Source organism: Mycolicibacterium duvalii (assembly GCF_010726645.1).
In the GTDB taxonomy this organism is placed as follows: Bacteria; Actinomycetota; Actinomycetes; order Mycobacteriales; family Mycobacteriaceae; genus Mycobacterium; species Mycobacterium duvalii.
In genome coordinates this window covers 5,110,185-5,134,537 of record NZ_AP022563.1, presented here as the reverse complement: position 1 = coordinate 5,134,537, position 24,353 = coordinate 5,110,185, and the positions used below count along the sequence as shown (strand labels likewise).

Sequence of the window (24,353 nt, the reverse complement as noted above, 5' to 3'; positions counted from 1 at the left end):
TTCTGATATTGAAGCTATTATCTTCATATGGCGGCGTTGAAGGCAGATGCTTCATCTCCGGTCGCGACGCTCATCGGTGACGTCGTCAGTTCGCGCGCGCATCCCGACCGCAGGCGACTGCACCGGCGGCTGACAGCGGCCCTCGCCGCCATCGCCGACGACGCCGCCCAGCCGCCTGCCCTGACGGTCGGTGACGAGTTCCAGGGCAGCTATCCGACGGTCGGGCACGCGCTCGACGCCACGCTGACCTTGCGATTGGCCCTAGGACCCGAGATCGACGTCCGATTCGGCATCGGATGGGGTCCGATCGAACGACTCGACGAGTCCGGCATCCAGGACGGCCCCGGTTGGTGGGCGGCGCGCGAGGCCATCGAATGGACCGCGCAGGCTCAGCAACAGCCCGGCCTGACCCACGTGCGCACCGCCTTTCGCAACGGGTCCGCGTCGGGTGCGGATGCGCACGCGGTCAACGCCGCCCTGTTGTGTCGGGACCATCTGCTGGGATCGCTGGACGACAGAGCGCTGCGGATCCTGGCGGGGCTCCGAGCGGGGCGGTCGAAGAAGGAGGTGGCGATGTCCGAAGGGATCAGCGCTTCGGCGGTGTCCCAGCGCGCCGGCCGCACCGGTCTCGATCTGCTCCTGCTCGCCGCCGACCAGTTGCGAGAGGTCACGTGAGCGCGCTGGCGGTGTTCCTGCTCGCCGTCGGCGTCGGCGACATCGTCCGCAAGCTGACGTCGCGGACCTGGCCGGCGGTCGGGGCCGGTCCGGCGACCGTGATGGTGGCGGCCGCGCTCGCGGGGCTGTGGCGAGGCGGGGACCTCGTCCTGCTCGGGTGCGCCGCTGCGGTGTCGATGGCCTGGCTGCATCTGGGCGCGCGGGCGGATCGCACCGGCATCCACCATGGCCGCGCGCTGACCGCCTTCGGCGTCGGTGCCGCGGTGTTGGTGATGCTGTCGGGCTGGGCGTCACCGGCGGGTGGCGCGCTGGGATCCTGGCTGGACTGGGTCGGGCTGGCCGACGTCGACCCGGATCGGGCGCTGCTGGTCGTCGCCGTCGTGCTTGTTCAGTTGGTGACAGCGAATCAGCTGGTCCGCCTGGTGCTCGGGTCGGTCGGCACCGTCCGTCCGGAAGGGCAGCCCCAGCCGTCGGACCGGCTCAAGGGCGGCCGCCTCCTCGGGCCCATGGAGCGGCTGCTGATCGTCGGCCTGGGGCTGGGAGGCGAGCTCGGCCTGGCATCGGCCGTGGTCGCGGCGAAGGGAATCATCCGCTTTCCCGAACTCAACGCTCAGCGCAAGGACTCGCCGGGGACGGGCATCGACGAGGTCACCGAGTACTTCCTGGTCGGCAGCTTCGCCAGCTGGCTGGTCGCGATGGGCGGGCTGGCGCTGGTCTTGCATTGATCGCGCGGAATCGCCTCGGTCGCCGCACCGGCTTCCTACACTCGGCCGGGTGAAGACCAACGCGGCAATTCTGTGGGAGTACGGCGGCGACTGGACCGTTGAGGAGATCGACCTCGATCCGCCCGGCGACGGCGAGGTGCTGGTGTCGTGGGAGGCCACCGGCCTGTGCCACTCCGACGAGCACATCCGCACCGGCGATCTGCCCGCGCCGCTGCCGCTGATCGGCGGCCACGAAGGCGCCGGAATCGTCCGGGAGGTGGGCCCCGGCGTGATCGGCCTCGCCCCCGGCGACCACGTAGTGGCCTCGTTCCTGCCCGCGTGCGGCCGGTGCCGGTTCTGCTCGACCGGTCATCAGAACCTGTGCGACCTCGGCGCCCTGATCATGGCAGGCACGCAGGTCGACGGAACCTACCGGCGCCGGGCCCGCGGCCAGAACGTCGGCGCGATGGCGTTCGTCGGGACCTTCTCGCAATACGGTTCCGTGCCCGAGGCGTCGATCGTCAAGATCGACGACGACATTCCGTTGTCCCGGGCCTGTCTGCTCGGCTGCGGTGTCACCACGGGGTGGGGGTCCGCGGTGAACACCGCCGACGTGGCGCCCGGCGACACCGTCGTGATCATCGGGCTGGGCGGGATCGGCAGCGGCGCCATCCAGGGTGCACGGCTGGCCGGCGCCGAGAAGATCATCGTCGTCGAGCCGGTCGAATCCAAGCGGGAGTTGGCTTTCCGGTTCGGGGCCACCCACTTCGTCACCTCGATGGAGGAGGCGACCGCGCTGGTGGCCGACCTGACGCGCGGAGTGATGGCCGATTCGGCGATCCTGACCGTCGGCCTGCTGGAGGGCTCGATGCTCGAAGAGGCCGCCAACATCATCCGCAAGGGCGGCGCGGTGGTGATGACGGCGCTGTCGACGATGGCGGACAACCAGCCGACCCTGGGCATGATGATGTTCACGCTGTTCCAGAAGCGGCTGCTGGGCAGCCTTTACGGCGAAGCCAACCCGCGCGCGGACATCCCGCGCCTGCTGTCGCTCTACCGCGAGGGCAAGCTGCTGCTCGACGAGACCGTGACCCATGAGTACAAGCTGGCCGAGGTCAACGAGGGCTACGAGGACATGCGGGCGGGCCGCAACATCCGCGGCGTGATCCTGCACGACCACTGAAGTCCACTTCGGAGTCAGGGCCGGAACAGGATTCCGTCGTCCGACGCCGCCTTCATCAACTGCGGGATCGTCAGGGTCCCGTAGCCGGTGTGGACGGGCCCGCGCGCGGTGCCCAGGAACCCCACGATGCCGGGGTCGGGAGTGACGTCGAGGTGGTAGGCCTGCACGCGGGGTAGGTGGTACTGGAAGAAGTTCATCAGGTAGTCGAACAGGAAGATCACGCTGCCGATCAGGCTTCGGCCCCACAGCGCCGACGCGTTGTACAGCGGCGTCATCGCGGCGGGGTCTCCGATCATCACGATCGGACCGAAGTGCGGCTTGCTGCCGCCCCCGGGCACGTAGCGCGGCATGAACGGTTGCAGGCCAGGCAGATCCGTGGCCATGTACGGCGCGGAGCTGCCGTAGGTTCCGATGTTGACGAACATCGCGTCGGCGCCGTTGCCGGGGGTTCGGGTGTTCATGCCGGGGGCTTCGAAGCCGATGCCGGCCAGGCCTCTCTGCTGGGCGACGAACTGCGCCTGCCACCCGCCTAGCGAGTGTCCCGTGACGAAGATGTCGTCGGTGGCGTAGCCCTGTAGAGCGGCGGCGGCCTGCACCCGGTCGGCGAACGCGAGCGCGTGGTAGAAGGTCAAAGGTGTGGTCGGCGTGAAGACCACCTGCAGATCGGCGAGCACCTGGCTGATCGTGATGAGCGGGTTGAACAACAGGTGCGACCCGCCCGTGGTGCCTTGGTAGGCGATGATGACCTGTCCCTCCGGAGTGACCCAGGTCTTGGCCACCATGCCCGAGAAGACGTTCACCGCCGACAGCTGAAAGCCGTTGACGGTGAACGGCATCAGCTCGCCGGGAGTCGATCCGAGCACATAACCGGAGGCGGAAGCGTTGAGGAACTGCGCCACCGTCGGCGTCGGCCGGGTGGTCGGCCCGGTGTAGGTGAGCGCGGGCACCTCCGGCTGCGGAGGGGGCGGCCGGTGCAGTCCCAGCAGTCGTTCGACTTCCCGGAACGCGGCGAAGATCAGGTCGTTGATCGGCGCGAGACCGTAGGGCCTGTCCGGTCGGTCCGCGGTCGAGGTGAAGTCGAGCACCTGCAACACCGCGTTGACCACACGCGCGGGCAGCGTGAGCAGTTCGGCGAGCGGCGAGAGCGGCTGCGGCGCCAGTGCCACCGCGGTGGGCTCGACCGAAATCGTCGCGAGCGCGCCTCGGGCCGGTGCCTCGGCAGCGGGCAGCCCGGCCGGTAGCACGCTCCGCTGCGGGCGCGTCGTCGTTCGGTCCAACCGCACGGACGGACGCCGGACCGAGCGGTCGGCGACCGCGGGCTCGACCACTTCGGCGAGGACGACGGCCTTGCCGTCCGTCACCGCCGGGTCCGGCGCCACCGCATCGTCGGGCCCCGGAGGGTTCGGCTCCTCGAGGTCGGCGACGCCGACGTCAAGTTCGTACCCGGCGCGGTCGCGAGACTCGGCGCGGTCGCGAAGGCGATGCGGGGCCCGGCGCGCCGGCCCGCCCGCCTCGTCCGTCTCGTCTGTCTCGGCGCGACCGGGCCGGCCGTCGTCGGCGCGGCTGGTGGTCGTCGACGGCCGCTCGGACGTCGACTCCGAGTTGATCGCACCGATCGGGTCGGCGTACGCGACGCCTTCGATCGGGGCGACCGCAAGCCCGATGCAGATCGCGAGCGACGCGAGGCTGTAGCCGAGAGGCCTGACAATCCGACGACTCTGCGCCCGCACCACGAACCTCCATCTGACAACACGCGATGTCAGATGAGCCTAGCCGGTGCGACGCGCGCGGAACCGTCTTTCGGGTGTCAGACCGCGGTCAACCGACGAGGGCCGCCGTGCTGAAGGCCTGATGAGTCCGAGCGCCCAGGTACTCCGGCCGGGGCTCGTCGGCGCTGAAAGGCGCCTCGAGTTGGTTCTCGACCGAGTTGAACACCAGGAAGATGTTGGACCGCGGATACGGCGTGATGTTCGAACCCGACCCGTGCATGATGTTGCAGTCGAACCACAGTGCGGTGCCCGCCGGCCCCGTGACCTGGTCGATGCCGAACCGCTCCGCCGCCGCGGTCAGCGTGGCACGGTCGGGCACTCCGATCTCCTGCTTGACCAACGAGGACGTGTGGTTGTTGCGCGGCGTGGCGCCGACGCAGGGGTAGAAGACCCGATGCGAACCGGGCATCACCATCAGCGAGCCGTTGTACGGGTAGTTCTCGGTCAGCGCGATCGAGCACGACACCGCACGCATCTCGGGCATGCCGTCCTCGGCGTGCCAGGTCTCGAAGTCGGAATGCCAGTAGAACCCGGATCCGGTGAAGCCGGGCATCAGGTTGATCCGGGCCTGATGCAGGTAGACGTCACTACCCAGCAACTGGCGCGCGACCGGCAAGACGGTGTCGAGTGTCACGACCTCGGAGATGACGTCGCTGAACAGGTGCGGCTGAAACACCGACCGCACGCTGCCGCCCGGTTCGCGGATGATGCGCGGATCGTCGGAATCAGCGCGCGCGGCGATGCGCTCCAGTTCCGACTGCAACGTCGGCAGCCACGGCGAGTCGACCGCATCCGGGCGCACCAGGTAGCCGTTGCGCTCCATCGACTGCAGGTCCGACTCGGTCAGCGGCCCACCGGCCGGCGGTCCCCACACGGTCGGCTCGACCCGGTCGATCGGGTCGAGACGGGTATCGAGTCGGGTCGGGTAGCGGTCAGCTGCCCGGGTGAGTTGCTCTGTGCTCAATTGGCCACCGCCGCCGGGTATGCGCCGTTCTCGTCGTGCACCTCCTGGCCGGTCACGGGCGGGTTGAACACGCACAACATGCGCATCGTGGTGTCCGTGGTGACACGGTGACGCTCGTGACCGTTGAGCAGATACATCGACCCGGGACGCAGCGGATAGTCTTGCCCCGTCTCGAGATCGGTCAGCATGCCGGTGCCCTCGACGACCCAGACCGCCTCGACGTGGTGGCGGTAGTGGAACTCACTCACGGTGTTCGGCTCGATCGTGGTCTCGTGAAACGAGAAGCCGACGCCATCGTCGGCCAGGATGATGCGCTTGGACCGCCAATGTGCGGCTGCGACATCCCGGTCTGTGCCGGTGATTTCCTCAGTGGTGCGGACTATCAAGTCGGCACCTCCTTTCCGTACGTTGGTCTGCGCTGTTACTCGACAGTAGCGGCGACCGCCTCGGCCAAGATGTCGATGCCCGCGTCGAGGTCCTCCTCGGAGGTGGTCAGCGGCGGCAGCAGCTTGATGACCTCGTCGGAGGGACCGCTCGTCTCCATCAGCACGCCGCGCTCGAAGGCGGCGTAGCACGCGGCCGACGCCAGCGCCGCATCCTCGAACTTCAGTCCCTGTGCCATCCCCCTGCCGCGCGCACTCACACCTTCGTGCTTCGCGGCGATCTGGTCGAGCCGGTCCCGGATCTGCCGCCCCTTCGCGAGCGTGTCCTCGACGAACGTCTCGGTCTCCCAGTACGTCTCGAGGGCCTTCGCCGCGGTGACGAATGCCGGGTTGTGGCCACGGAACGTTCCGTTGTGCTCCCCGGGCGCCCACACGTCGAGATCACGCCGGAACAGCGTCAGCGCCATCGGCAGGCCGTAGCCGCTGATCGACTTCGACAGCGTCACGATGTCGGGGACGATCCCGGCCTCTTCGAAGCTGAAGAACGGACCCGTTCGTCCGCAGCCCATTTGGACGTCATCGATGATGAGCAGGATCTCTCGGCGCTGACACAGCTCGGCCAGTCCGCGGAGCCATTCCATCCGTGCCACGTTGAGGCCGCCCTCGCCCTGCACGGTCTCGACGATGACCGCGGCCGGACGGTTGAGCCCGCTGCCGGAGTCGTCGAGCACCCGCTCGAACCAGTGGAAGTCCTCGGTGACCCCACCGAAGTAGTTGTCGTAGGGCATCGGGGTGGCGTGCACGAGCGGGATGCCCGCTCCGGCGCGCTTCATCGAGTTACCCGTCACCGAGAGCGCACCCAGCGTCATACCGTGAAAGGCGTTGGTGAAGCTGATGATCGACTCGCGACCGGTGACCTTGCGAGCCAGCTTCAAGGCCGCCTCGACCGAGTTGGCGCCGGTGGGCCCGGGGAACTGCACCTTGTAGTCCAGTCCTCGGGGCCGCAGAATCAGCCGCTCGAAGGTCTCGAGGAGGTGCGTTTTGGCCTCGGTGGCCATGTCCAGCGAGTGCACGATGCCGTCATTGGCGAGGTAATCGATCAGCGGCTGCTTGAGTATCGGGTTGTTGTGCCCGTAGTTCAGCGCACCGGCCCCGGCGAAGAAGTCCAGGTAGCGGCGACCGGAGGCGTCGGTCACCCAGGAACCCCGGGCGGAGGCCATTGTGGTCGGCCAACCGCGGCAGTAGCTGCGGACCTCGGACTCGACGGAGCTGTACACCGCCGGGAGGTCGGGTTCGTTGGAACGGGTGATCGTTGCTGGCGTTGACATGTTTCCCTTCAATGGTGTCAGTCGACCATGGATGTCGTGATCGGACCGATGCGTAGCAGCGGCTCGTCCGGGTGGTTCTGATCGACGTCCAGGTCCGCTGCGGTGAACCTGGGCTCCTCGACGAGAGGAACGCCCTGCCGCCGGGCGAAGGCGGCGAAGAAGGCTCGCGACGCTGCGTTGTCCGGAGCGACCGTGGCCTCCACAGTCACCGGGTGGCCGTGCCGGTCGAGTCGTACCCGCTCCACCAGCCCGTCAAGCATGACGCTGGCAAGTCCGGTGCCCTGCGCCGCCCGGGCGACCGCGACCTGCCAGACGAACAGCACCTCGGGTCGGCTCGGGGGGTGGTAGCCGGTGATCAAGCCGCACAGATCACCGTCGCGGTCGGCGACGATCGTCGTGTCGGCAAAGTCTGTGGCCATCAACAGATACGTGTACGTCGAGTTGACGTCGAGCACATCGGTCTCGATGACCAGGCGCCGCATCGCGAGCGCATCGTCCTGCTGCGGTCGGCGCAGGAAACGCGCCCACGAATTGGTCCGTTGGACAGCGCTTTTCGTGGCCACCGTCCACGGGCGCGGCATCACGTCGGCACCGCGCGAATCAGCATCGTCCACTTCAAGATCACCACCGAACAAAATTCACATGCGTCATCAGTTACGTCATCGGTGTTATGACCGTATTCGGGCAAAGCCTGAAAACGCAAGGCGCGTCCGCGCGGTGGGACAGGGGTGATCAACGGCGCAACAGCGCGCCTAACTGCGAACTCTGCAACGGCGCAGCCCATTCGGCAACCCGCCAGGTTGTTACCGTTCCGTGACCCTGGCGAGACCGCCCGGTGATATTGCTCACAAAATGAGAGGTCAAAGCCGTTCGATGATGGTGACGTTCGCAGTGCCGCCGCCTTCGCACATCGTCTGCAGTCCGTAGCGGCCGCCGGTCCGTTCGAGGGTGTTCAACATGGTCGCGAAGAGCTTCGCGCCAGTCGCGCCCAACGGGTGCCCAAGGGCGATCGCACCGCCGTTCGGGTTGACCTTCTCGGGGTCGGCGTTGGTCTCCTTGAGCCAGGCTTGCACCACCGGCGCGAACGCCTCGTTGATCTCGACGGTGTCGATGTTGTCGATCGACAGACCGGTCTTGTCCAGCGCATAACGGGTGGCCGGGATCGGCCCGGTGAGCATGAACACCGGGTCGGCGCCGCGGGCACTGATGTGGTGAATGCGGGCGCGCGGCTTCAGATTATGTGTCTTCACCGCCTGCTCGGAGGCCAGCAGCACCGCGCTGGCACCATCGGAGATCTGGCTGGCCATCGCTGCGGTCAGGCGACCGCCCTCGACGAGCGTCTTGAGGCCTGCCATCTTCTCCAGCGACGTGTCGCGCGGGCCTTCGTCTACGGCGAAGCCGTCGACATCAATGATCTCGTTCTCGAAGTGGCCGGCGCGGATCGCTGCCTGGGCGCGCTGGTGGCTGGTGAGCGCGAACTGCTCCATGTCCTCGCGGGAGATGTCCCACTTCTCGGCGATCAACTCGGCGCCGCGGAACTGGGAGATCTCCTGGTCGCCGTAGCGATGCAACCAGCTCTTCGATTCGTTTGTCGGAGAGGTGAATCCGAACTGCTCGGCGACCGTCATCGCCGAGCTGATCGGAATCTGGCTCATGTTCTGCATACCGCCGGCGACGATCAGGTCGGCGGTACCGGACAGGATCGCCTGAGCGCCGAAGGAAATGGCCTGCTGGCTGGATCCGCACTGCCGGTCCACGGTCACGCCGGGTACCTCTTCGGGGTAGCCGGCGGCCAACCAGGACAGCCGCGCGATGTTGCCGGCCTGCGGACCGATTGCGTCCACGCAGCCGGCGATGACGTCATCGACAGCGGCCGGATCGACGTCGTTGCGCGCGAACAGGCCACGCCAGCCCGCCGCGCCGAGGTCGACGGGATGCACACCGGCCAGCGATCCGTTGCGCTTGCCGATCGCGGTACGAACTGCGTCGATCACATACGCCTCAGCCATTGCTGCTCTCCTTGGTTGTTGGCCCGGCGGTGATACCGCCGAGAACGATCGAAAGATACTGCTGACCCACCTGCTGGGCGGTCAGCGGCCCACCGGGCTGGTACCAGCGCACCGAGACCCAGGTGGTGTCACGGATGAACCGGTAGACCAGGTCGACGTCGACGTCGGGACGGAAATGGCCCTCCTCGATGCCCTGGGTGAGGACGTCGATCCACATCTTGCGCTGTTCTTTGTTGCGCTCCTCGACGTAGCCGAAGCGGTCCTGCAACGACAGCCGCTTCGCCTCGTCCTGATAGATCACCACTTCGGCGTGGCGGGTCTCGATCGCCTCGAACGACGCCATGAACAGCCCCTTGAGGCGCTCGAGCGGGTTGGACTCGGTGTCGATGATCTGTTGGTACCGCTCGAAGAGCCAGTCGAGGAACCCGCGCAGCACCTCGTCGACCATCTCCTCTTTCGACGAGAAGTGGTGGTACAGACTGCCCGACAGGATTCCGGCCGAGTCGGCGATGTCGCGCACGGTGGTGGCGCGCAATCCACGCTCGGCGAACATCGTCGCGGCCAGCTGCAATAGTTCGTCGCGGCGGGTATTGCCGGCGGCGGGGGCCGCCTGGGCTGGGCGCTCGGCACTCATGGGTGCTGGCTCGACACCGAGATCACCTCGCCGGTCAGGTAACTGGAGTAGTCGCTGGCCAGAAACGCGATGGTGGCCGCGACCTCCCACGGCTCGGCCGCGCGGCCGAACGCCTCACCCTCGGCCAGCCGGTCCAACAGCTCGGAGCTGCTGGTCTTCTCCAGGAACTTGTGGCGGGCGATGCTCGGCGATACGGCGTTGATCCGCACCCCGTGTTCGACGGCTTCGATGGCGCTGCACCGGGTCAGGGCCATCACGCCGGCCTTGGCCGCGGCGTAGTGCGACTGGGAGTGTTGCGCGCGCCAGCCCAGCACACTGGCATTGTTCACGATCACACCGCCGTGGGGCGCGTCGCGGAAATAGCGCAGCGCGGCCCGTGTCGCCCGCATCACCGATGTCAGCGTCACGTTGAGCACGCGGTCCCACTCGTCATCGGTCATGTCGATGACCGGCGTCTGCCCGCCCAGGCCGGCGTTGTTGACCAGAACATCGATGCGTCCGGCCTTTTCGACCGTCGAGGTGATCAGCGCATCTACGGCTTCGGTGGAGGTCACATCGCAGACCACGGAGTCGACCTTGCCCAGTCCGAGCGCGGCGAGCTCGTCGCGGGTCTCTCCCAGCCGGCGCTCGTGGTAGTCCGAGACCACCACATCGGCGCCTTCGAGCAGCACACGGCGGGCGGTCGTGGAGCCGATGCCGGTGCCGGCTGCAGCGGTCACGAGCACGACCTTGCCCTTGAGCAGACCGTGGCCCTCGATCTCGGCGGGTGCGACGGAAAGATCTGTCATGGCCGAGCCTCCCGGGGTAGGCCGAGCACCCGCTCGGCGATGATGTTGCGCTGGATCTCGTTGGATCCGCCGTAGATGGTGTCGGAGCGGGAGAACAGGTACAACCTCTGCCATTCGCTGAACTCCCCGTCGGGCAGGGTCAGCCCGGCCATGCCTTCGACGTCCATCGCGATCTCACCCAGCTCCCGATGCCAGTTGGCCCACAACAACTTCGACACGTTGTCCATCCCCGGCTGCTCCACGTCCATCGTCGCCAGCGCATACGATCGCATCGTCTTGAGCCCGGCCCACGAGCGCGTCAACCGCTCGCGGATCAGCGGGTCGTCGGCGGCCCCAGTGCGCTTGGCCAGCTCCACGAGGTTGGAATGCTCACGTGCGTAGCGGATCTGCTGCCCGAGCGTGGAGACGCCACGCTCGAAGGTCAGCGTGCCCATGGCCACCCGCCACCCGTCCCCCGGCTCCCCGACCACGAGGTCGGCATCGGTGCGGGCGTCGTCGAAGAAGACCTCGTTGAATTCCGAGTCACCGGTCAGCTGGATGATCGGCCGGACCTCGACGCCGGGCTGGTCGAGTGGAACCAGCAGATAGGACAGGCCGGCGTGGCGCTTGGAGCCCTTCTCGGTGCGGGCCACCACGAAGCACCACTGCGCCCAGTGCGCGAGCGACGTCCAAACCTTCTGGCCATTAATAAGCCACTGTTGACCCGCTTCGTCGAGCACGGCGGTGGTGGACACGTTGGCGAGGTCGCTGCCCGCGCCCGGCTCGGAGTAGCCCTGCGACCACAGCTCGGTGACGTCGAGGATCTTGGGCAGGAATCGCTTCTGCTGTTCCGGCGTGCCGTAGGCGATCAACGTGGGGCCGAGCAGCTCCTCGCCGAGGTGGTTGACCTTGTCGGGGGCGTTGGCCTTGGCGTACTCCTCGTAGAAGGCGACGCGGTGGGCCACCGTCAAGCCGCGGCCGCCGTGCTCCTCGGGCCACCCCAGACAGGTCAGCCCGGCGGCGGCGAGATGCCGGTTCCACGCGAGCCGCTCTTCGAAGGCCTCGTGTTCGCGTCCCGGCCCTCCCAGACCCTTCAACGCCGCGAAGTCGCCGACCAGATTCTCCGCGAGCCAGTCGCGGACCTCAGCCCTGAACTCCTGGACCTCTATCACCCCTGTAGGGTAGCCTACCAAGCACTTGCTTGGGTAGCCGATCCCTGAGGAGCACCGATGACAACCGCCGCGCGGACCACCCCCGCGGTCCTCGACCGCGTCGCGCGCGAGCTCCCCGAACACGCCGCCGTCGTCACTGCCGACCGGATGCTGACGTACGCCGAACTGCGCGCCGAGGTTCGCCGGGCCGCGGCCGCGTTGATCGACCTCGGAGTCCAGCCGGGCGACTGCGTCGCGATCTGGGCGCCGAACACCTGGCACTGGGTGGTCGCATGTCTGGCCGTCCACCATGCGGGCGCAGTTCTGGTCCCGCTCAACACGCGGTACACCGCCGGCGAGGCCACCGACATCCTGGCGCGCACCGGGGCGCCGCTGCTGTTCGCCTCGGGCGAGTTCCTGGGTACCGACAAGGCCGCGAGCATCGACCGTGCCGATGTACCGGCACTGCGCCACGTCGTCCGGGTCCCGATCGAAAGGGCCGACGGGACGTGGGACGAGTTCATCGCGCGCGGCGCGGATCTGGCGGCAGTCGACGAGCGCGTCGCCGCCGTCACCGACGAAGATGTCTCCGACATCCTGTTCACCTCCGGCACCACCGGACGCAGCAAGGGGGTGCGCTGCGCACAGCGTCAGTCACTCGACGCGTCGGCGGCATGGGCGGCGTGCGGGCAGGTCTCCAGCGCGGACCGCTATCTGTGCATCAACCCGTTCTTCCACAACTTCGGCTACAAGGCCGGCATCCTGGCCTGCCTGCAGACCGGGGCGACGCTGTTCCCCGCGCTGACATTCGATCCGGAACGGACCATGCAAGCGGTGCAGGACCACCGAATCACCGTGCTGCCCGGTCCCCCGACCATCTACCAGACCCTGCTCGACCATCCCCGACGCGGCGAGTTCGATTTGAGCTCGCTGCGGTTCGCGGTCACCGGTGCGGCAACCATCCCGGTCGTGCTGATCGAACGGATGCAGAGTGAGCTCGACATCGACATCGTGCTGACCGCCTACGGCCTCACGGAGGCGGCGGGCTTCGGGACGATGTGTCGCGCCGACGACGACGCTGTGACGGTCGCAACCACCTCCGGCCGTCCGATCGCGGACTTCGAGCTGCGAATCGGTGATCAAGGCGAAGTGTTGCTCCGCGGCCCCAACGTGATGCTCGGCTATCTCGACGATCCCGAGGCGACCGCCGCCGCGATCGACGCCGACGGCTGGTTGCACACCGGCGATGTGGGCGAACTCGATCCCGCCGGGAATGTGAAGATCACCGACCGGCTCAAGGACATGTACATCTGCGGCGGCTTCAACGTCTACCCCGCCGAGATCGAGCAGGTCCTCGCGCGACTGCCCGGCGTCGCAGAAGCCGCCGTGATCGGCGTGCCCGACGACCGCCTCGGCGAAGTCGGCAAGGCGTTCGTCGTCACGCTGCCCGGCGCCACGCTCGACGAGCAGACCGTCATCGCCTACACGCGTGAGCATCTCGCGAACTTCAAGACCCCGCGGAGCGTCGAATTCCTCGACGCGCTTCCGCGCAATCCCGGCGGCAAGGTGGTCAAGCCCGAGCTCCGCCGACACACCGAGAGGGCCTGATGTGGACCTGACCTTCGACGACGCCACCCGCGAATTCCAGATGGAGGTGCGCGAATTCCTCGGCAAGAACAGGGATTTCTTCCCGACCCGGTCGTATGACACCGCCGAGGGCTTCGAGCAGCACCGCCGCTGGGACAAGGTGCTGTTCGACGCCGGACTGTCGGTGATCACCTGGCCCGAGCGCTACGGCGGCCGGGACGCATCGCTGCTGCAGTGGATCGTCTACGAGGAGGAGTACTTCCGCGCCGGTGCGCCGGGCCGCGCCAGCGCCAACGGCACCTCGATGCTGGCGCCGACGCTGTTCGCGCACGGCACCGAGGAACAGCGCGACCGCATTCTGCCGAAGATGGCCAGCGGCGAAGAGATCTGGGCCCAGGCCTGGTCGGAGCCGGAGTCGGGCAGCGACCTGGCCTCGCTGCGCTCGACGGCGACGCGGACCGACGGCGGCTGGCTGCTCAACGGGCAGAAGATCTGGAGCTCGCGCGCGGTGTTCGGAGAGCGGGCGTTCGGGTTGTTCCGGTCCGACCCGGAGGCTCAGCGGCACAAAGGTCTGACCTACGTCATGTTCGACCTGAAGGCCGATGGGGTCACGGTTCGCCCCATCGCCCAGCTGGGCGGCGACACCGGATTCGGTGAGATCTTCCTCGACGACGTGTTCGTCCCCGACGACGACGTCATCGGCAGCGTGCACGATGGCTGGCGTGCGGCGATGAGCACCTCGAGCAACGAGCGCGGCATGTCGCTGCGCAGCCCCGCACGGTTCCTCGCGCCGGCCGAACGACTGGTCGCGCAGTGGAAGGACAACCCCGACCCGGCGTTCACCGACCGCGTGGCCGACGCGTGGATCAAGGCGCAGGCCTACCGGCTGCACACGTTCGGCACCGTCACCCGGGTCGGTAACGGCGGCGAGCTGGGCGCGGAATCGTCGATCACGAAGGTCTTCTGGTCCGAACTCGACGTCGCCCTACATCAGACCGCGCTGGATCTGCGCGGCGCCGACGGTGAACTCACCGACTCGGTGACCGACGGTCTGCTGTTTGCCCTCGGCGGGCCGATCTACGCCGGCACCAATGAGATTCAGCGCAACATCATCGCCGAGCGCCTGCTGGGCCTGCCCCGAAAGTAGACGGACGTGAACTTCGAGATCGACGAACAGCAACGCGATTTCGCGGCGAGTATCGACGCCGCGCTGGGTGCGGCCGACGTGCCCGCCGCGGTTCGCGCCTGGGGTGACGGCGACACCGCGCCCGGCCGCAAGGTGTGGGCTCAGCTCACCGATCTGGGCGTGACCGCGCTGCTGGTGCCGGAGAAGTTCGACGGTATCGACGCCCACCCGGTGGACCTGGTGGTGGCGATGGAACGGCTGGGTCGCTGGAACGTGCCGGGCCCGGTGGCCGAGTCGATCGCGGTGGCGCCGGTTCTGCTCCGCGACGACGACCGCAGCGCGGCATTGGCCGCCGGTGAGCTGATCGCCACGGTCGCCATGCCGCCCCTGACGCCGCGGGCAGTCGACGCCGACACCGCAGGTCTGATCCTGCTGGCCACCGAGGGCACCGTCGCCGACGCCGAGAAGGGCACACAGCACGAATCCGTTGACCCGGCGCGAAAGCTGTTCGAGGTCTTGAAGGACACGGCCTCCGGCGACGCCAGGCCCGCCGACGTCGAACGCGCCTTCGAGTTCGGCGCACTGGCCACCTCGGCTCTGCTGGTCGGTGCGGCCCAGGCGATGCTGGACGCGTCGGTGGAGTACGCCAAGCAGCGAAGCCAGTTCGGGACCGTGATCGGCACGTATCAGGCGATCAAGCACAAGCTGGCCGACGTGCTGATCGCCGTGGAGCTGGCCCGGCCGCTGGTTTACGGCGCGGCGCTGTCGCTGGCGGACGGTTCCCCGGACACCGGCCGCGACGTCAGTGCGGCCAAGGTCGCCGCCGCCGACGCGGCGTTGCTGGCCGCGCGTTCGTCGCTGCAGACCCACGGGGCCATCGGGTTCACCCAGGAACACGACCTTTCGCTGTTGTTGTTGCGGGTGCAGGCGCTGCGTCCCGCCTGGGGCGACCCGACGTGGCACCGCCGGCGAGTGTTGGAGGCACTGTAGTGAGCGAAGAACGGGACCTGTTGCGCGACACCGTCGCCGCGCTCGTCGACAAGCATGCCTCGCCGGAGGCCGTGCGCAAGGCGGCCGCGTCGGAGCGGGGCTACGACGAGACGCTGTGGAAGATGCTCTGTGAACAGGTCGGCGCCGCGGCACTGGTCGTTCCCGAGAAACTCGGCGGTGCGGGCGGCGAACTCGCGGATGCCGCAGTCGTTCTCGAGGAACTCGGCAAGGCGCTGGTGCCGACGCCGCTGCTGGGCACGACCCTCGCGGAGTTGGCGCTGTTGTCGGTCGACGAGCCGGACACCGAGACCCTGGAGTGCTTGGCCGAGGGAACGATGATCGGAACGGTCGTCTTCGACCCCGGTTACGTCGTCAACGGCAACGTGGCCGATGTGGTGATCGCCGCCGATGGCCAGCGCGTGACCCGGTGGACGACGTTCACCGTCACACCGGTGGCCGCGATGGACATCACCCGCCCCCTTGCGGCGCTCGAGGCCACCGAAACCTCGCCGCTGGGAACCGATCCCGGGCTGGCGGATACCGCGGCGATCCTGTTGGCGGCCGAGCAGATCGGTGCGGCCACCCGCTGCCTCGAGCTCACCGTCCAGTACACCAAGGACCGTGTGCAGTTCGGCCGCCCGATCGGCAGCTTCCAGGCGCTCAAGCACCGGATGGCGGACCTGTACGTCGCCGTGCAGTCGGCCAAGGCCGTCGTCGACGAGGCCGTGGCAGAACCGTCGCCCACCTCTGCCGCGCTGGCGCGGCTGGCGGCCAGTGAGGCTCTGTCCAAGGTTGCCGCCGAGGCGGTGCAGATGCACGGCGGCATCGCCATCACCTGGGAAAGTGACATTCAGCTGTATTTCAAGCGCGCGCACGGCAGCGCCCAGCTGCTCGGACCGCCGCGGGAGCAGCTGCGGCGGCTCGAAGCCGAGGTGTTCTAGCCTGAGCCTGTGACAGTCTCACTGCGCGCCGGCATCCCACCGTTCTATGTGATGGACGTGTGGCTGGCCGCGGCCGAACGCCAGCGCACCCATGGCGATCTGGTCAACCTCTCCGCCGGGCAGCCCAGCGCCGGGGCGCCGTCAGCGGTACGCGATGCCGCCGTGGCGGCACTGCAGCGTAATCAGCTCGGGTACTCGGTAGCCCTCGGCATCCCCGAACTCCGCACGGCCATCGCGGAGTCGTACTCGGCGCGTCACGGCCTGACCGTGCGCCCGGATGACGTCGTCGTGACGACGGGATCGTCGGGCGGCTTCCTGTTGACGTTCCTGGCGTGTTTCGACGTCGGCGACCGGGTCGCGATCGCCAGCCCCGGTTACCCGTGTTACCGCAACATCCTCTCGGCGTTGGGCTGTGACGTGGTCGAGGTGCCCTGCGGTCCGGAGACCCGCTTTCAGCCGACGCTGCAGATGCTGCAGCAGCTCGACCCGCCGGTGGCCGGGGTGGTGGTCGCCAGTCCGGCGAACCCCACCGGAACCGTCATCCCGCCCGCGGAACTCGCGGCGATCGCGTCGTGGTGTGACGTCGAGGGCGTGCGGTTGATCAGCGACGAGGTCTACCACGGCCTGGTTTATCCGGGCGCCCCGGCGACCAGCTGCGCCTGGGAGACGTCGCGTGAAGCCGTTGTGGTGAACAGCTTTTCGAAGTACTTCGCGATGACCGGGTGGCGGCTGGGCTGGCTGCTGGTGCCCGACGAGCTCAAGCGTGCGGTCGACCGCCTGACCGGTAACTTCACCATCTGCCCGCCGGTGTTGCCACAGCTGGCGGCGGTGTCGGCGTTCACCCCCGCATCGATCGCCGAGGCGGAGGCCTTGCTCGATGACTACGCGGCGAACCGGGCGATGCTTCTCGACGGGCTGCGGGCGATCGGCATCGACCGGCTGGCTCCGCCCGATGGCGCGTTCTACGTCTATGCCGATGTCTCGCATCTGACCACCGACTCGATGGCGTTCTGCTCCAACCTGCTCAACGACACCGGGGTCGCGATCGCACCGGGGGTCGACTTCGACACGGTGCGCGGCGGGGCGTTCGTGAGACTGTCCTTCGCGGGACCCGCGTCCGACATCGACGAGGCGGTGCGCCGCATCGGCGCCTGGGTCGGCGCACGGTAGTTGAGTTCCTAACGGATGTCAACGGCGTGTTGGCTCGTAGGCTCGTGTTTGGCGGGCCTGGATGTTGGAGCGCTTGGCGACTCCTGTGACTCCTGGCCCGCCGCCTGTTTGCGGCGGTCGCGCATGCGTTGGTGACGGATGTTGTCGCGGCGCCGGGGTTGGATCTGGTAGCGCTCTTTGACGATCTTGCGGCCCTGAGCGTCGGTGATCGGGGTGCCGTCGACATCGCGCAGGACGTAGGGCTGGCCGTTGCGCATGCAGGTAGCGATCCGGGTGACCAGCAGGGTGGCCAGGTGGCAGATCGCCGAGTCGTGGTGGCGGTCGCCGGTCATCAGTCGCTGGTATTTCGCGGCGATCTGCGGGTCGATCTTGCGGGCTTGATCAGCGGCGGTGTATAGCATTTCGCGCAGCAGGGGGTCGCCGGCCTTGGTGATCGAGGATTCGACCTTGCTCAGCCCGGACTGGCTGACCTTGGGGACCAGTCCGGTGTAGGCGCGGATCGCGGCCAGTGAGGTGAACCGGTGAGGATCACCGATCCGCCCAGCGATCACGGCGCTGATGACCGGTCCGACACCGGGAGCAGAAGCCACGATTGCCTTGGGGTCGGCGTCGGCGTAGAGGTTCGCGACCCGTTCATCGATCTGCTTGATCTGCCGGGTCAAAAACAGCGCCTGTTCGGCCTCGTGGGCGATGTCGTCGCCCAGTTCGGCGAAGTTCATCCCGTCGGGTCCCCACAGCATGAGGGTTTCCTTGGCTGCGACGATGAGTCCGGCGGCGTGGTCCTCGCGCCACGCGCCGCGGGACCGGGCGATCAGAAACCGGCTCAGACGTCCCTGGCCGAGTCGGATCACCGTATTCGGGTCGGCGTAGCGGGCGAGGAACTCCAACGCCGCGTTGCCGTAGTTCGAGCCGAGCACCGCATACCACGCTGGCCCGAGGAGCTCGACGAGCGCATCGAGCCGTGAATACACCGCCACCCGGCGTTTGATCATGGTGGAGCGCTGTCGGACCAAGCGCCGCAACGGGTCTGCCGGTCCCTGGCCGGAATACTCGCGCAACCCTTCGGGATGAAGTAGCGGCAGCCGGGCCAGCAGCTCGGAGTCGATGCGATCGTTCTTGGTGTGCTTGGAGTAGTACTTGCGCAGATCCGCCGATTGGGTGGTAGGCACCATCACCACCGGGCGCCGCGGCGGCGGAACCACTCGGCCAGCACGATCCATGCGTTACGGGTCGGCTCGACCACCACGGTCACGTCCGTGGCGTCGGCCAGGAACAGATCGGCCCACAACCGCTCCAAGTCCGCCGGCCGGGTCGAGAATTTCCGGCCCCGCCATACCGTGGTCCCGTCGCGGGCCAGCGTCGCTTGATGCGCCGCGCGCACCGCTACGTCGATTCCTAATGTCCATGCCATCGTTGTGTGCTCCTGTCAGCCATCAATCCCTATTCACCCAGGTGGCTGACCATCGCGGCTGTGGCCCAGACATTCTCTAAGCAGGAGTCCACACCGACCGGCTGGCTCCAAGTTCCCGAACAAGGACACCGCTCGACCAGCCACCGAGCTCGCGAGCGGACCACTCAAATCTCAGGGATCACCACGCGTCCCAGTCGGACGTTCGGCCCGCCCGCGAACTCACACTCCAAAGCTAAATGTCGGACCGTCCGCGTACAGTCGGGGATGTGTTCGAAAGTTTGTTCGGCGACTTCTCTGATGCGGCCGGTGAGGCGGAGCTGCGGGCGGTCGTCGAGCGCTGCGAGCGGCTCAAGTCGGCGGCCGCGGCGGCCCAGGCGCGGGCCACCGCATTGTGGGCGGCCAAACGCCACGCCGCCGAGGACGCCGCCGGAGTCCGCAAGGACAAGCGCGGCAAAGGTTTGGCCGCCGAGATCGCGCTGGCGCGCCACGACGCCCCGGCCCAGGGCAACCGGCATCTCGGGTTCGCCCGGGCACTGGTCCACGAGATGCCCCACACCCTGGCCGCGCTGGAAACCGGGGCGCTCACGGAGTGGCGGGCCACGCTGATCGTGCGCGAATCGGCCTGCCTGAGCGTCGAGCACCGCCGCCAGTTGGACAAGGAACTGTGTGCCGATCCGGCGCGGCTGTCCGGCTGGGGCAACAAACGCATCGAAGCCGAAGCCAAGACCATCGCCGCACGCCTGGACGCTCGCGCGGTCGTCGAGCGCATCGACAAAGCCGCCGCGGGTTGTGCCGTCAGTTGCCGGCCCGCGGCCAACAACATGGTCTACCTGACGGTGCGACTACCGCTGGCCCAGGGCGTGGGCGTCTACGCCGCCTGCAAACAGGCCGCCGACACCACCGCCGACGAACGCCCCCGCGGGCAGGTGATGGCCGAGACCATCTACCAGCGCGTGACCGGACGCGCGGCCACCGCGCCGGTCCCGGTGGCGCTGAACCTCGTGATGGCCGACACCACCCTGGCCGGCGACGACGACGAACTGGGCTGGCTGCCCGGCTACGGCCCCGTCCCGGCCGGATTCTGCCGCGCCCTGATCGGCCAGGCCGCCCTCGACGAACAGACCCGGGCCACGCTGCGCCGCCTCTACCGCCACCCGCAGTCCGGGCAACTGGTCGCGATGGAATCGAAGGCCCGCATCTTCCCCAAAGGCCTCGCAGCGCTGCTCGACGCCCGCGACCGCACCTGCCGCACCCCCTACTGCGACGCCCCGATCCGCCACCACGACCACGCCACCCCGCACCGCGCCGGCGGACCCACCAGCGCGCGCAACGGCCTCGGCGAATGCGAAGCCTGCAACTACGCCAAAGAAGCCCCCGGCTGGACCGTCACCACCGCGGAGGTCGAGGACATCCACACCGCCCACTTCCGCACCCCCACCGGCGCGGTCTACCAATCCACCGCCCCACCACTGCCCGGACCGCCACCACAACGGCGCAGCATCATCGAAGACGGCATCACCATCGACCTCATCACCTTCGACGCTGCGTGACGTACCAGTCGAGTAGCTCGGGATCGTCGACGGCGCTGCGCTCGACCACCTTGGCGGCGTCGCGACCCTGGAACAGCTTCTTGATCGGCACTTCGAGCTTCTTGCCGGTGCGGGTGTGCGGAATGCCGGGCGCCACGATGATCTCGTCGGGGACATGCCGCGGCGAAACCTCGGTGCGGATGGTGTCGTTGATGCGGTCCCGCACCTCGTCGGTGAGGTTCACCCCGTCGGCCAGGACGACGAACAGCGGCATCCAGTAGCCACCGTCGGGTTGCTCGGCGCCGATCACCAGCGCCTCGACCACCTCGGGCAGCCGTTCGACAGCCTGGTAGATGTCGGCGCTGCCCATCCGGATCCCATGCCGGTTCAGTGTCGAATCCGAGCGGCCGTGCACCACGACACTGCCGCGCTCGGTGACGGTGATCCAGTCGCCGTGACGCCAGACGCCGGGGTAGACATCGAAATAGGCGTCGTGGTAACGGCTTCCGTCGGGATCGTTCCAGAACGCGATCGGCATCGACGGCAGCGGTTTGGTGACCACCAGTTCGCCGACCTCTCCGAGGACCGGTTCGCCGGACTCGTCCCATGCCGCCAGCGCCACCCCGAGATACGGCGCCGACAGCTCACCCGGCCACACCGGCACCGAGCGCACTCCGCCGATGAACGCCGACACCACGTCGGTGCCGCCGCTGATCGACGAGACCTGTACGCCCACGTGGTCACGCAGCCACAGCGACGACGTCGGCGGCAGCGACGATCCGGTGATCCCGACGCTGCGCAGCGCCGACAGATCGTGGGTCTTCTTCGGTTCGGCGCCCGCCTTCATGCACCCCAGCACGTAACCTGGGCTGGTGCCCAGCACCGTCGCCCGCACCCGGGCGGCGATGTCCCACAGAGCATCCGGCTGCGGAGAACTCGGGCTGCCGTCGTAACAGACGATCGTCGAGCCGACCAGCAACCCGGCCACCTGGAAGTTCCACATCATCCAGCTGGGGCTGGTGTACCAGAAGAAGGTATCGGCGGGGCCGATGTCGGATTGCAGCGCAACAGCTTTCAGGTGCTCGACGAGGACCCCGCCGTGTCCGTGCATGATGCCCTTGGGCAATCCGGTCGTGCCGGACGAGAACAGGATCCACAGCGGATGGTCGAACGGCACGGCAACCGGTTCGAGCCGATCGGCAGTCGACGCGGCGAGATCGTCGAGCCCGAAACTCGCCTGCACCGTCGGCAGGCCCGAACGCACCGCGTCGACGTCATCACGCTTGTCGCGGTACTTCCCGGCGAAGAGATACCCGTCCGCGGCGACCAGCACCTTGGGCTCGAGCTGGCCCAGCCGGTCCAGCGCGGCCTTGGCCGAGTAGTCCTGTCCGCAGGCGCTCCACACCGCGCCGATGCTGGCCGTAGCCAGGAACGCGATCACGGCCTCGGGGATGTTGGGCAGGTATCCGACCACCCGGTCACCCGGCTGCACGCCGGCCGACCGCAACGTCTCGGCGAACGCCGCCGTCCGGCCCAGCAGGTCCTGCCAGGAGATCTCGCGGTCGGGACCGGTTTCGCTGACGGCGACGATGGCGGGCCGGTCGGTCCGGGCGCTGCGGATGACCTGATCGACGTAGTTCACGGTGGTACCCGGAAACCACTGCGCCCCAGGCATGTCCATGCCGGACACCACGGTGTCACCGCGCTCGCCCAGAGCGAAGTAGTCCCACAGCGCCGCCCAGAACGCGTCCGGCTCGTCGACCGACCACCGCCACAGGGCGCCGTAGTCGTCGAACGTCTCGCCGATGCGCTTCTCGACGAAGCCCGTGAAGTCGGTGATACGCGCGTTGGCGATGTCCTCGTCGGTGGGGACCCATTGCGGCACGGTGTCGGTCACTTGGCGCTCCACCCACCGTCCATCGTGTATGACGCCCCGGTCACCATGCCCGCTGCCGGCGATGCCAGCCATCCCACCAACGCACCCACCTCCTCCGGCTCGACGAGCCGCTTCACGGCGCTCTCCTTGAGCAGGATCTCGGTCAGCACCTGCTCTTCGGGAATGCTATGCGTTCGGGCCTGATCGGCGATCTGCCTGGTCACCAGCGGCGTGCGGACATAGCCGGGGTTCACGCAGTTGCTGGTGACGCCATGAGGCCCGCCTTCCAGCGCCGTCACCTTCGACAACCCCTCGAGGGCGTGTTTGGCGGTGACGTAGGCGGACTTGAACGGTGAGGCCCGTAGTCCGTGCACCGACGAGATGTTGACGACGCGGCCGAACTCGTTGCGGTACATGTGCGGCAGCGCCGCCCGGATCAGCAGGAACGGCGCCTCGACCATCAGCGCCAGCATCGCGCGGAACGTCTCCGGCGGGAAGTCGACGATCGGGTTGACGCTCTGCACCCCGGCGTTGTTGACCAGGATGTCGACCTCGAGCCGGAGGTCTTCGAGCGCTCGCCCGTCGGAAAGATCCAGCGTCCAGGCGGTTCCGCCGATGGAGCTTGCGACCTCCCGCGCCCCCGGCTCATCGACGTCGACGACCGTGACCGTCGCGCCCCTTCCGGCCAGTTCGCGCGCGCATGCCGCGCCGATGCCGCCCGCGCCTCCGGTGACCAGCGCGGTGCGGCCGCGCAGATCACTCACACCAGCCCCGCCCGGGCCAGTTGCTCACGGTCGGCCTCGTCGAGGTCGTGCAGGTCGATGCCGTTGGTCTCCCGGGTGAACCAGGCCGCCGCGAGCGTGATCACCGAGGCTCCCGCCAGGTACAGCGCGATGGGCACCCAGGTGCCGAACCTGTCCAGCAACCAGGTCGCGATCGCCGGTGCCAGCGAGCCCGCGACGATCGAGGTGACCTGATAACCCAGCGAGACACCGGAATACCGCATCCGGGTCGGGAACATCTCGGCCATGATGGCCGGCTGCGGGGCGTACATCAGGGCGTGGATCACCAGGCCGAGGATCACCGCGCCCATGATCATCAGGTAGTCGCCGGTGTTCATCATCGGGAAGGCGAAGAACCCCCAGGTGGCCGCCAGGATCGCACCGACCATGTACACCGGTCGTCGCCCGAACCGGTCGGCCAGGCGGCCCACCTGCGGCACCACCACGAAGTGCACCGCGTGCGCGGCCAGCAGATACCACAGGATGTCGCCGGTGTCGGTGCCGACGTGGGTCTTGAGGTAGACGATGGAGAAGGTGACCACCAGGTAGTACATGATGTTCTCGGCGAACCGCAGTCCCATCGCGGTGAAAACGCCACGCGGGTAACGCTTGAGCACCTCGACGACGCCGTAGGAGACGGACTTGACCCGGTCCACCTCTTCCTGTGCGGCGACGAAGATGGGCGCGTCGGTGACCTTGGTACGGATGTAGTACCCGATCAGCACCACCACCGCCGACAGCCAGAACGCCACCCGCCAGCCCCACGACAGGAACGCGTCGTCCGACAGCACACCGGTCAGCACCAGCAACACCACCGTGGCGAGCATGTTGCCGATCGGCACCGCCGCCTGCGGCCAGCTGGCCCAGAACGCGCGCTTGGAGTTCGGGCTGTGCTCAGCGACCAATAGCACCGCCCCGCCCCACTCCCCACCGACGGCGAAGCCCTGCAGAAAGCGCAGCGCCACGAGCAGGATGGGTGCCCACACCCCGATCTGGGCGTACGTGGGCAAGCACCCCATCAGGAACGTGACGGCGCCGACGAGCAGGATCGCGAACTGCAGCAGCTTCTTGCGGCCGTACTTGTCGCCGAAGTGGCCGAACACGATGCCGCCGAGCGGTCGCGCGACGAAACCGACCGCGTAGGTCAGCAGCGCGGCGATGAGTCCCGCGGCTTCGCTCGTGCCCTCCGCGAAGAACACCTTGTTGAAAACCAGCGTCGCCGCGGTCGCGTACAGGAAGAACTCGTACCACTCGACAACGGTGCCCGCCATCGACGCGACCACCACCCGCTTGAGGCCGGTCGGGGCCGAGGCGGCGCTGTCCGACTGTTGTGTGCTCATCGCGCACCCCTCCTTGTGATGCTCACCACAGATC

21 protein-coding genes and 1 pseudogene are annotated in these 24,353 nt (G+C 68.0%); 9 read left to right on the top strand and 13 right to left on the bottom strand.

Translation table 11 applies throughout. The features are described 5' to 3' along the window. The first annotated feature begins 27 nt into the window (after positions 1-27). From G6N31_RS24360 to G6N31_RS24350, 3 genes are read left to right on the top strand one after another with little or no spacing between them, the layout of a single operon-like run. Complete coding sequence (locus tag G6N31_RS24360) at positions 28-675, top strand: SatD family protein (protein WP_098003251.1); 648 nt, start codon at positions 28-30, stop codon at positions 673-675. Next, the gene (locus tag G6N31_RS24355) at positions 672-1,400 is read left to right on the top strand and encodes a hypothetical protein (protein ID WP_098003252.1); all 729 of its coding nucleotides are present in this window, start codon (positions 672-674) and stop codon (positions 1,398-1,400) included. The genes G6N31_RS24360 and G6N31_RS24355 overlap by 4 nt, the downstream gene beginning before the upstream one ends. A gap of 49 nt (positions 1,401-1,449) precedes the next feature. After that, positions 1,450-2,562: an NDMA-dependent alcohol dehydrogenase gene (locus G6N31_RS24350; protein WP_098003253.1), complete on the top strand. Its 1,113-nt coding sequence runs from the start codon at positions 1,450-1,452 to the stop codon at positions 2,560-2,562. 14 nt (positions 2,563-2,576) lie between these two features. On the opposite strand, the gene G6N31_RS24345 is transcribed toward G6N31_RS24350, so the two are convergent. The 9 genes from G6N31_RS24345 to ipdE1 form a co-directional block, all read right to left on the bottom strand. Further along, positions 2,577-4,292, bottom strand: a complete 1,716-nt coding sequence (locus G6N31_RS24345) for an alpha/beta hydrolase family protein (RefSeq protein WP_098003283.1) — start codon at positions 4,290-4,292, stop codon at positions 2,577-2,579. An 88-nt stretch (positions 4,293-4,380) separates the two neighbouring features. Beyond that, a complete protein-coding gene (gene thpD, locus G6N31_RS24340) occupies positions 4,381-5,295 on the bottom strand; it encodes an ectoine hydroxylase (protein ID WP_098003254.1) in 915 nt (304 codons plus the stop codon). Next, the gene (locus G6N31_RS24335; RefSeq protein WP_098003255.1) at positions 5,292-5,681 is read right to left on the bottom strand and encodes an ectoine synthase; all 390 of its coding nucleotides are present in this window, start codon (positions 5,679-5,681) and stop codon (positions 5,292-5,294) included. Before G6N31_RS24335 ends, thpD begins: the two co-directional genes overlap by 4 nt. 35 nt (positions 5,682-5,716) lie before the next feature. Continuing rightward, positions 5,717-7,006, bottom strand: a complete 1,290-nt coding sequence (ectB, locus tag G6N31_RS24330; protein ID WP_098003256.1) for a diaminobutyrate--2-oxoglutarate transaminase — start codon at positions 7,004-7,006, stop codon at positions 5,717-5,719. A 17-nt stretch (positions 7,007-7,023) separates the two neighbouring features. Next, positions 7,024-7,587, bottom strand: a complete 564-nt coding sequence (gene ectA / locus G6N31_RS24325) for a diaminobutyrate acetyltransferase (RefSeq protein WP_098003284.1) — start codon at positions 7,585-7,587, stop codon at positions 7,024-7,026. Positions 7,588-7,866: 279 nt separating this feature from the next. Next, on the bottom strand, positions 7,867-9,015 hold the full coding sequence (fadA6, locus tag G6N31_RS24320) for a steroid 3-ketoacyl-CoA thiolase FadA6 (RefSeq protein ID WP_098003257.1): 1,149 nt from the start codon (positions 9,013-9,015) through the stop codon (positions 7,867-7,869). Then, entirely contained in the window at positions 9,008-9,649 is a 642-nt protein-coding gene (gene kstR2 / locus G6N31_RS24315; protein ID WP_098003258.1) for a TetR family transcriptional regulator KstR2, read from the bottom strand. The genes fadA6 and kstR2 overlap by 8 nt, the downstream gene beginning before the upstream one ends. Beyond that, positions 9,646-10,437, bottom strand: coding sequence for a (5R,7aS)-5-hydroxy-7a-methyl-1-oxo-2,3,5,6,7,7a-hexahydro-1H-indene-carboxyl-CoA reductase (gene ipdF / locus G6N31_RS24310; RefSeq protein WP_098003259.1), 792 nt, complete (start codon positions 10,435-10,437; stop codon positions 9,646-9,648). The genes kstR2 and ipdF overlap by 4 nt, the downstream gene beginning before the upstream one ends. Beyond that, positions 10,434-11,588 (bottom strand): acyl-CoA dehydrogenase IpdE1, encoded by a 1,155-nt coding sequence (ipdE1, locus tag G6N31_RS24305; RefSeq protein WP_098003260.1) that lies wholly within the window; start codon positions 11,586-11,588, stop codon positions 10,434-10,436. The genes ipdF and ipdE1 overlap by 4 nt, the downstream gene beginning before the upstream one ends. Positions 11,589-11,645: 57 nt before the next feature. Here ipdE1 and fadD3 point away from each other — a divergent pair, with 57 nt between their 5' ends. From fadD3 to G6N31_RS24280, 5 genes are read left to right on the top strand one after another with little or no spacing between them, the layout of a single operon-like run. Further along, on the top strand, positions 11,646-13,175 hold the full coding sequence (gene fadD3 / locus G6N31_RS24300) for a 3-((3aS,4S,7aS)-7a-methyl-1,5-dioxo-octahydro-1H-inden-4-yl)propanoate--CoA ligase FadD3 (protein ID WP_098003261.1): 1,530 nt from the start codon (positions 11,646-11,648) through the stop codon (positions 13,173-13,175). Between the two features lies 1 nt (position 13,176). Further along, positions 13,177-14,301: an acyl-CoA dehydrogenase family protein gene (locus G6N31_RS24295; RefSeq protein WP_098003262.1), complete on the top strand. Its 1,125-nt coding sequence runs from the start codon at positions 13,177-13,179 to the stop codon at positions 14,299-14,301. A 6-nt stretch (positions 14,302-14,307) separates the two neighbouring features. Further along, a complete protein-coding gene (locus G6N31_RS24290) occupies positions 14,308-15,270 on the top strand; it encodes an acyl-CoA dehydrogenase family protein (RefSeq protein WP_098003263.1) in 963 nt (320 codons plus the stop codon). Further along, positions 15,270-16,211: an acyl-CoA dehydrogenase IpdE2 gene (ipdE2, locus tag G6N31_RS24285; protein ID WP_098003264.1), complete on the top strand. Its 942-nt coding sequence runs from the start codon at positions 15,270-15,272 to the stop codon at positions 16,209-16,211. The genes G6N31_RS24290 and ipdE2 overlap by 1 nt, the downstream gene beginning before the upstream one ends. Positions 16,212-16,220: 9 nt before the next feature. Further along, positions 16,221-17,381 carry a pyridoxal phosphate-dependent aminotransferase gene (locus G6N31_RS24280; protein WP_098003265.1) on the top strand — a complete coding sequence of 387 codons (1,161 nt, stop codon included), beginning with the start codon at positions 16,221-16,223 and terminating at the stop codon, positions 17,379-17,381. Between the two features lie 8 nt (positions 17,382-17,389). Here the strand turns inward: G6N31_RS24280 and G6N31_RS27250 are convergent. Beyond that, positions 17,390-18,792, bottom strand: a pseudogene (locus G6N31_RS27250) (IS110 family RNA-guided transposase). 266 nt (positions 18,793-19,058) lie between these two features. Between G6N31_RS27250 and G6N31_RS24265 the strand changes: the two are divergent. Next, positions 19,059-20,342 carry an HNH endonuclease gene (locus G6N31_RS24265; RefSeq protein WP_163722355.1) on the top strand — a complete coding sequence of 428 codons (1,284 nt, stop codon included), beginning with the start codon at positions 19,059-19,061 and terminating at the stop codon, positions 20,340-20,342. On the opposite strand, the gene G6N31_RS24260 is transcribed toward G6N31_RS24265, so the two are convergent. The 3 genes from G6N31_RS24260 to G6N31_RS24250 are packed head-to-tail and all read right to left on the bottom strand — an operon-like array spanning position 20,323 to position 24,319. After that, on the bottom strand, positions 20,323-22,230 hold the full coding sequence (locus G6N31_RS24260) for an acetoacetate--CoA ligase (RefSeq protein WP_179964234.1): 1,908 nt from the start codon (positions 22,228-22,230) through the stop codon (positions 20,323-20,325). The two genes, G6N31_RS24265 and G6N31_RS24260, sit on opposite strands and share 20 nt — an antisense overlap. Next, complete coding sequence (locus G6N31_RS24255; protein WP_098004988.1) at positions 22,215-22,961, bottom strand: 3-hydroxybutyrate dehydrogenase; 747 nt, start codon at positions 22,959-22,961, stop codon at positions 22,215-22,217. Before G6N31_RS24255 ends, G6N31_RS24260 begins: the two co-directional genes overlap by 16 nt. Continuing rightward, positions 22,958-24,319 (bottom strand): MFS transporter, encoded by a 1,362-nt coding sequence (locus G6N31_RS24250; RefSeq protein ID WP_098004989.1) that lies wholly within the window; start codon positions 24,317-24,319, stop codon positions 22,958-22,960. Before G6N31_RS24250 ends, G6N31_RS24255 begins: the two co-directional genes overlap by 4 nt. Between the last annotated feature and the right edge of the window lie 34 nt (positions 24,320-24,353).

Bases quoted from the DNA above. Each gene is read 5' to 3' on its own strand.
- G6N31_RS24360 (WP_098003251.1), top strand. From the start codon at position 28: ATGGCGGCGTTGAAGGCAGATGCTTCATCTCCGGTCGCGACGCTCATC.
- ectB (WP_098003256.1), bottom strand. From the start codon at position 7,006: ATGTCAACGCCAGCAACGATCACCCGTTCCAACGAACCCGACCTCCCG.
- ectA (WP_098003284.1), bottom strand. From the start codon at position 7,587: ATGCCGCGCCCGTGGACGGTGGCCACGAAAAGCGCTGTCCAACGGACC.
- fadA6 (WP_098003257.1), bottom strand. From the start codon at position 9,015: ATGGCTGAGGCGTATGTGATCGACGCAGTTCGTACCGCGATCGGCAAG.
- kstR2 (WP_098003258.1), bottom strand. From the start codon at position 9,649: ATGAGTGCCGAGCGCCCAGCCCAGGCGGCCCCCGCCGCCGGCAATACC.
- ipdF (WP_098003259.1), bottom strand. From the start codon at position 10,437: ATGACAGATCTTTCCGTCGCACCCGCCGAGATCGAGGGCCACGGTCTG.
- fadD3 (WP_098003261.1), top strand. From the start codon at position 11,646: ATGACAACCGCCGCGCGGACCACCCCCGCGGTCCTCGACCGCGTCGCG.
- G6N31_RS24250 (WP_098004989.1), bottom strand. From the start codon at position 24,319: ATGAGCACACAACAGTCGGACAGCGCCGCCTCGGCCCCGACCGGCCTC.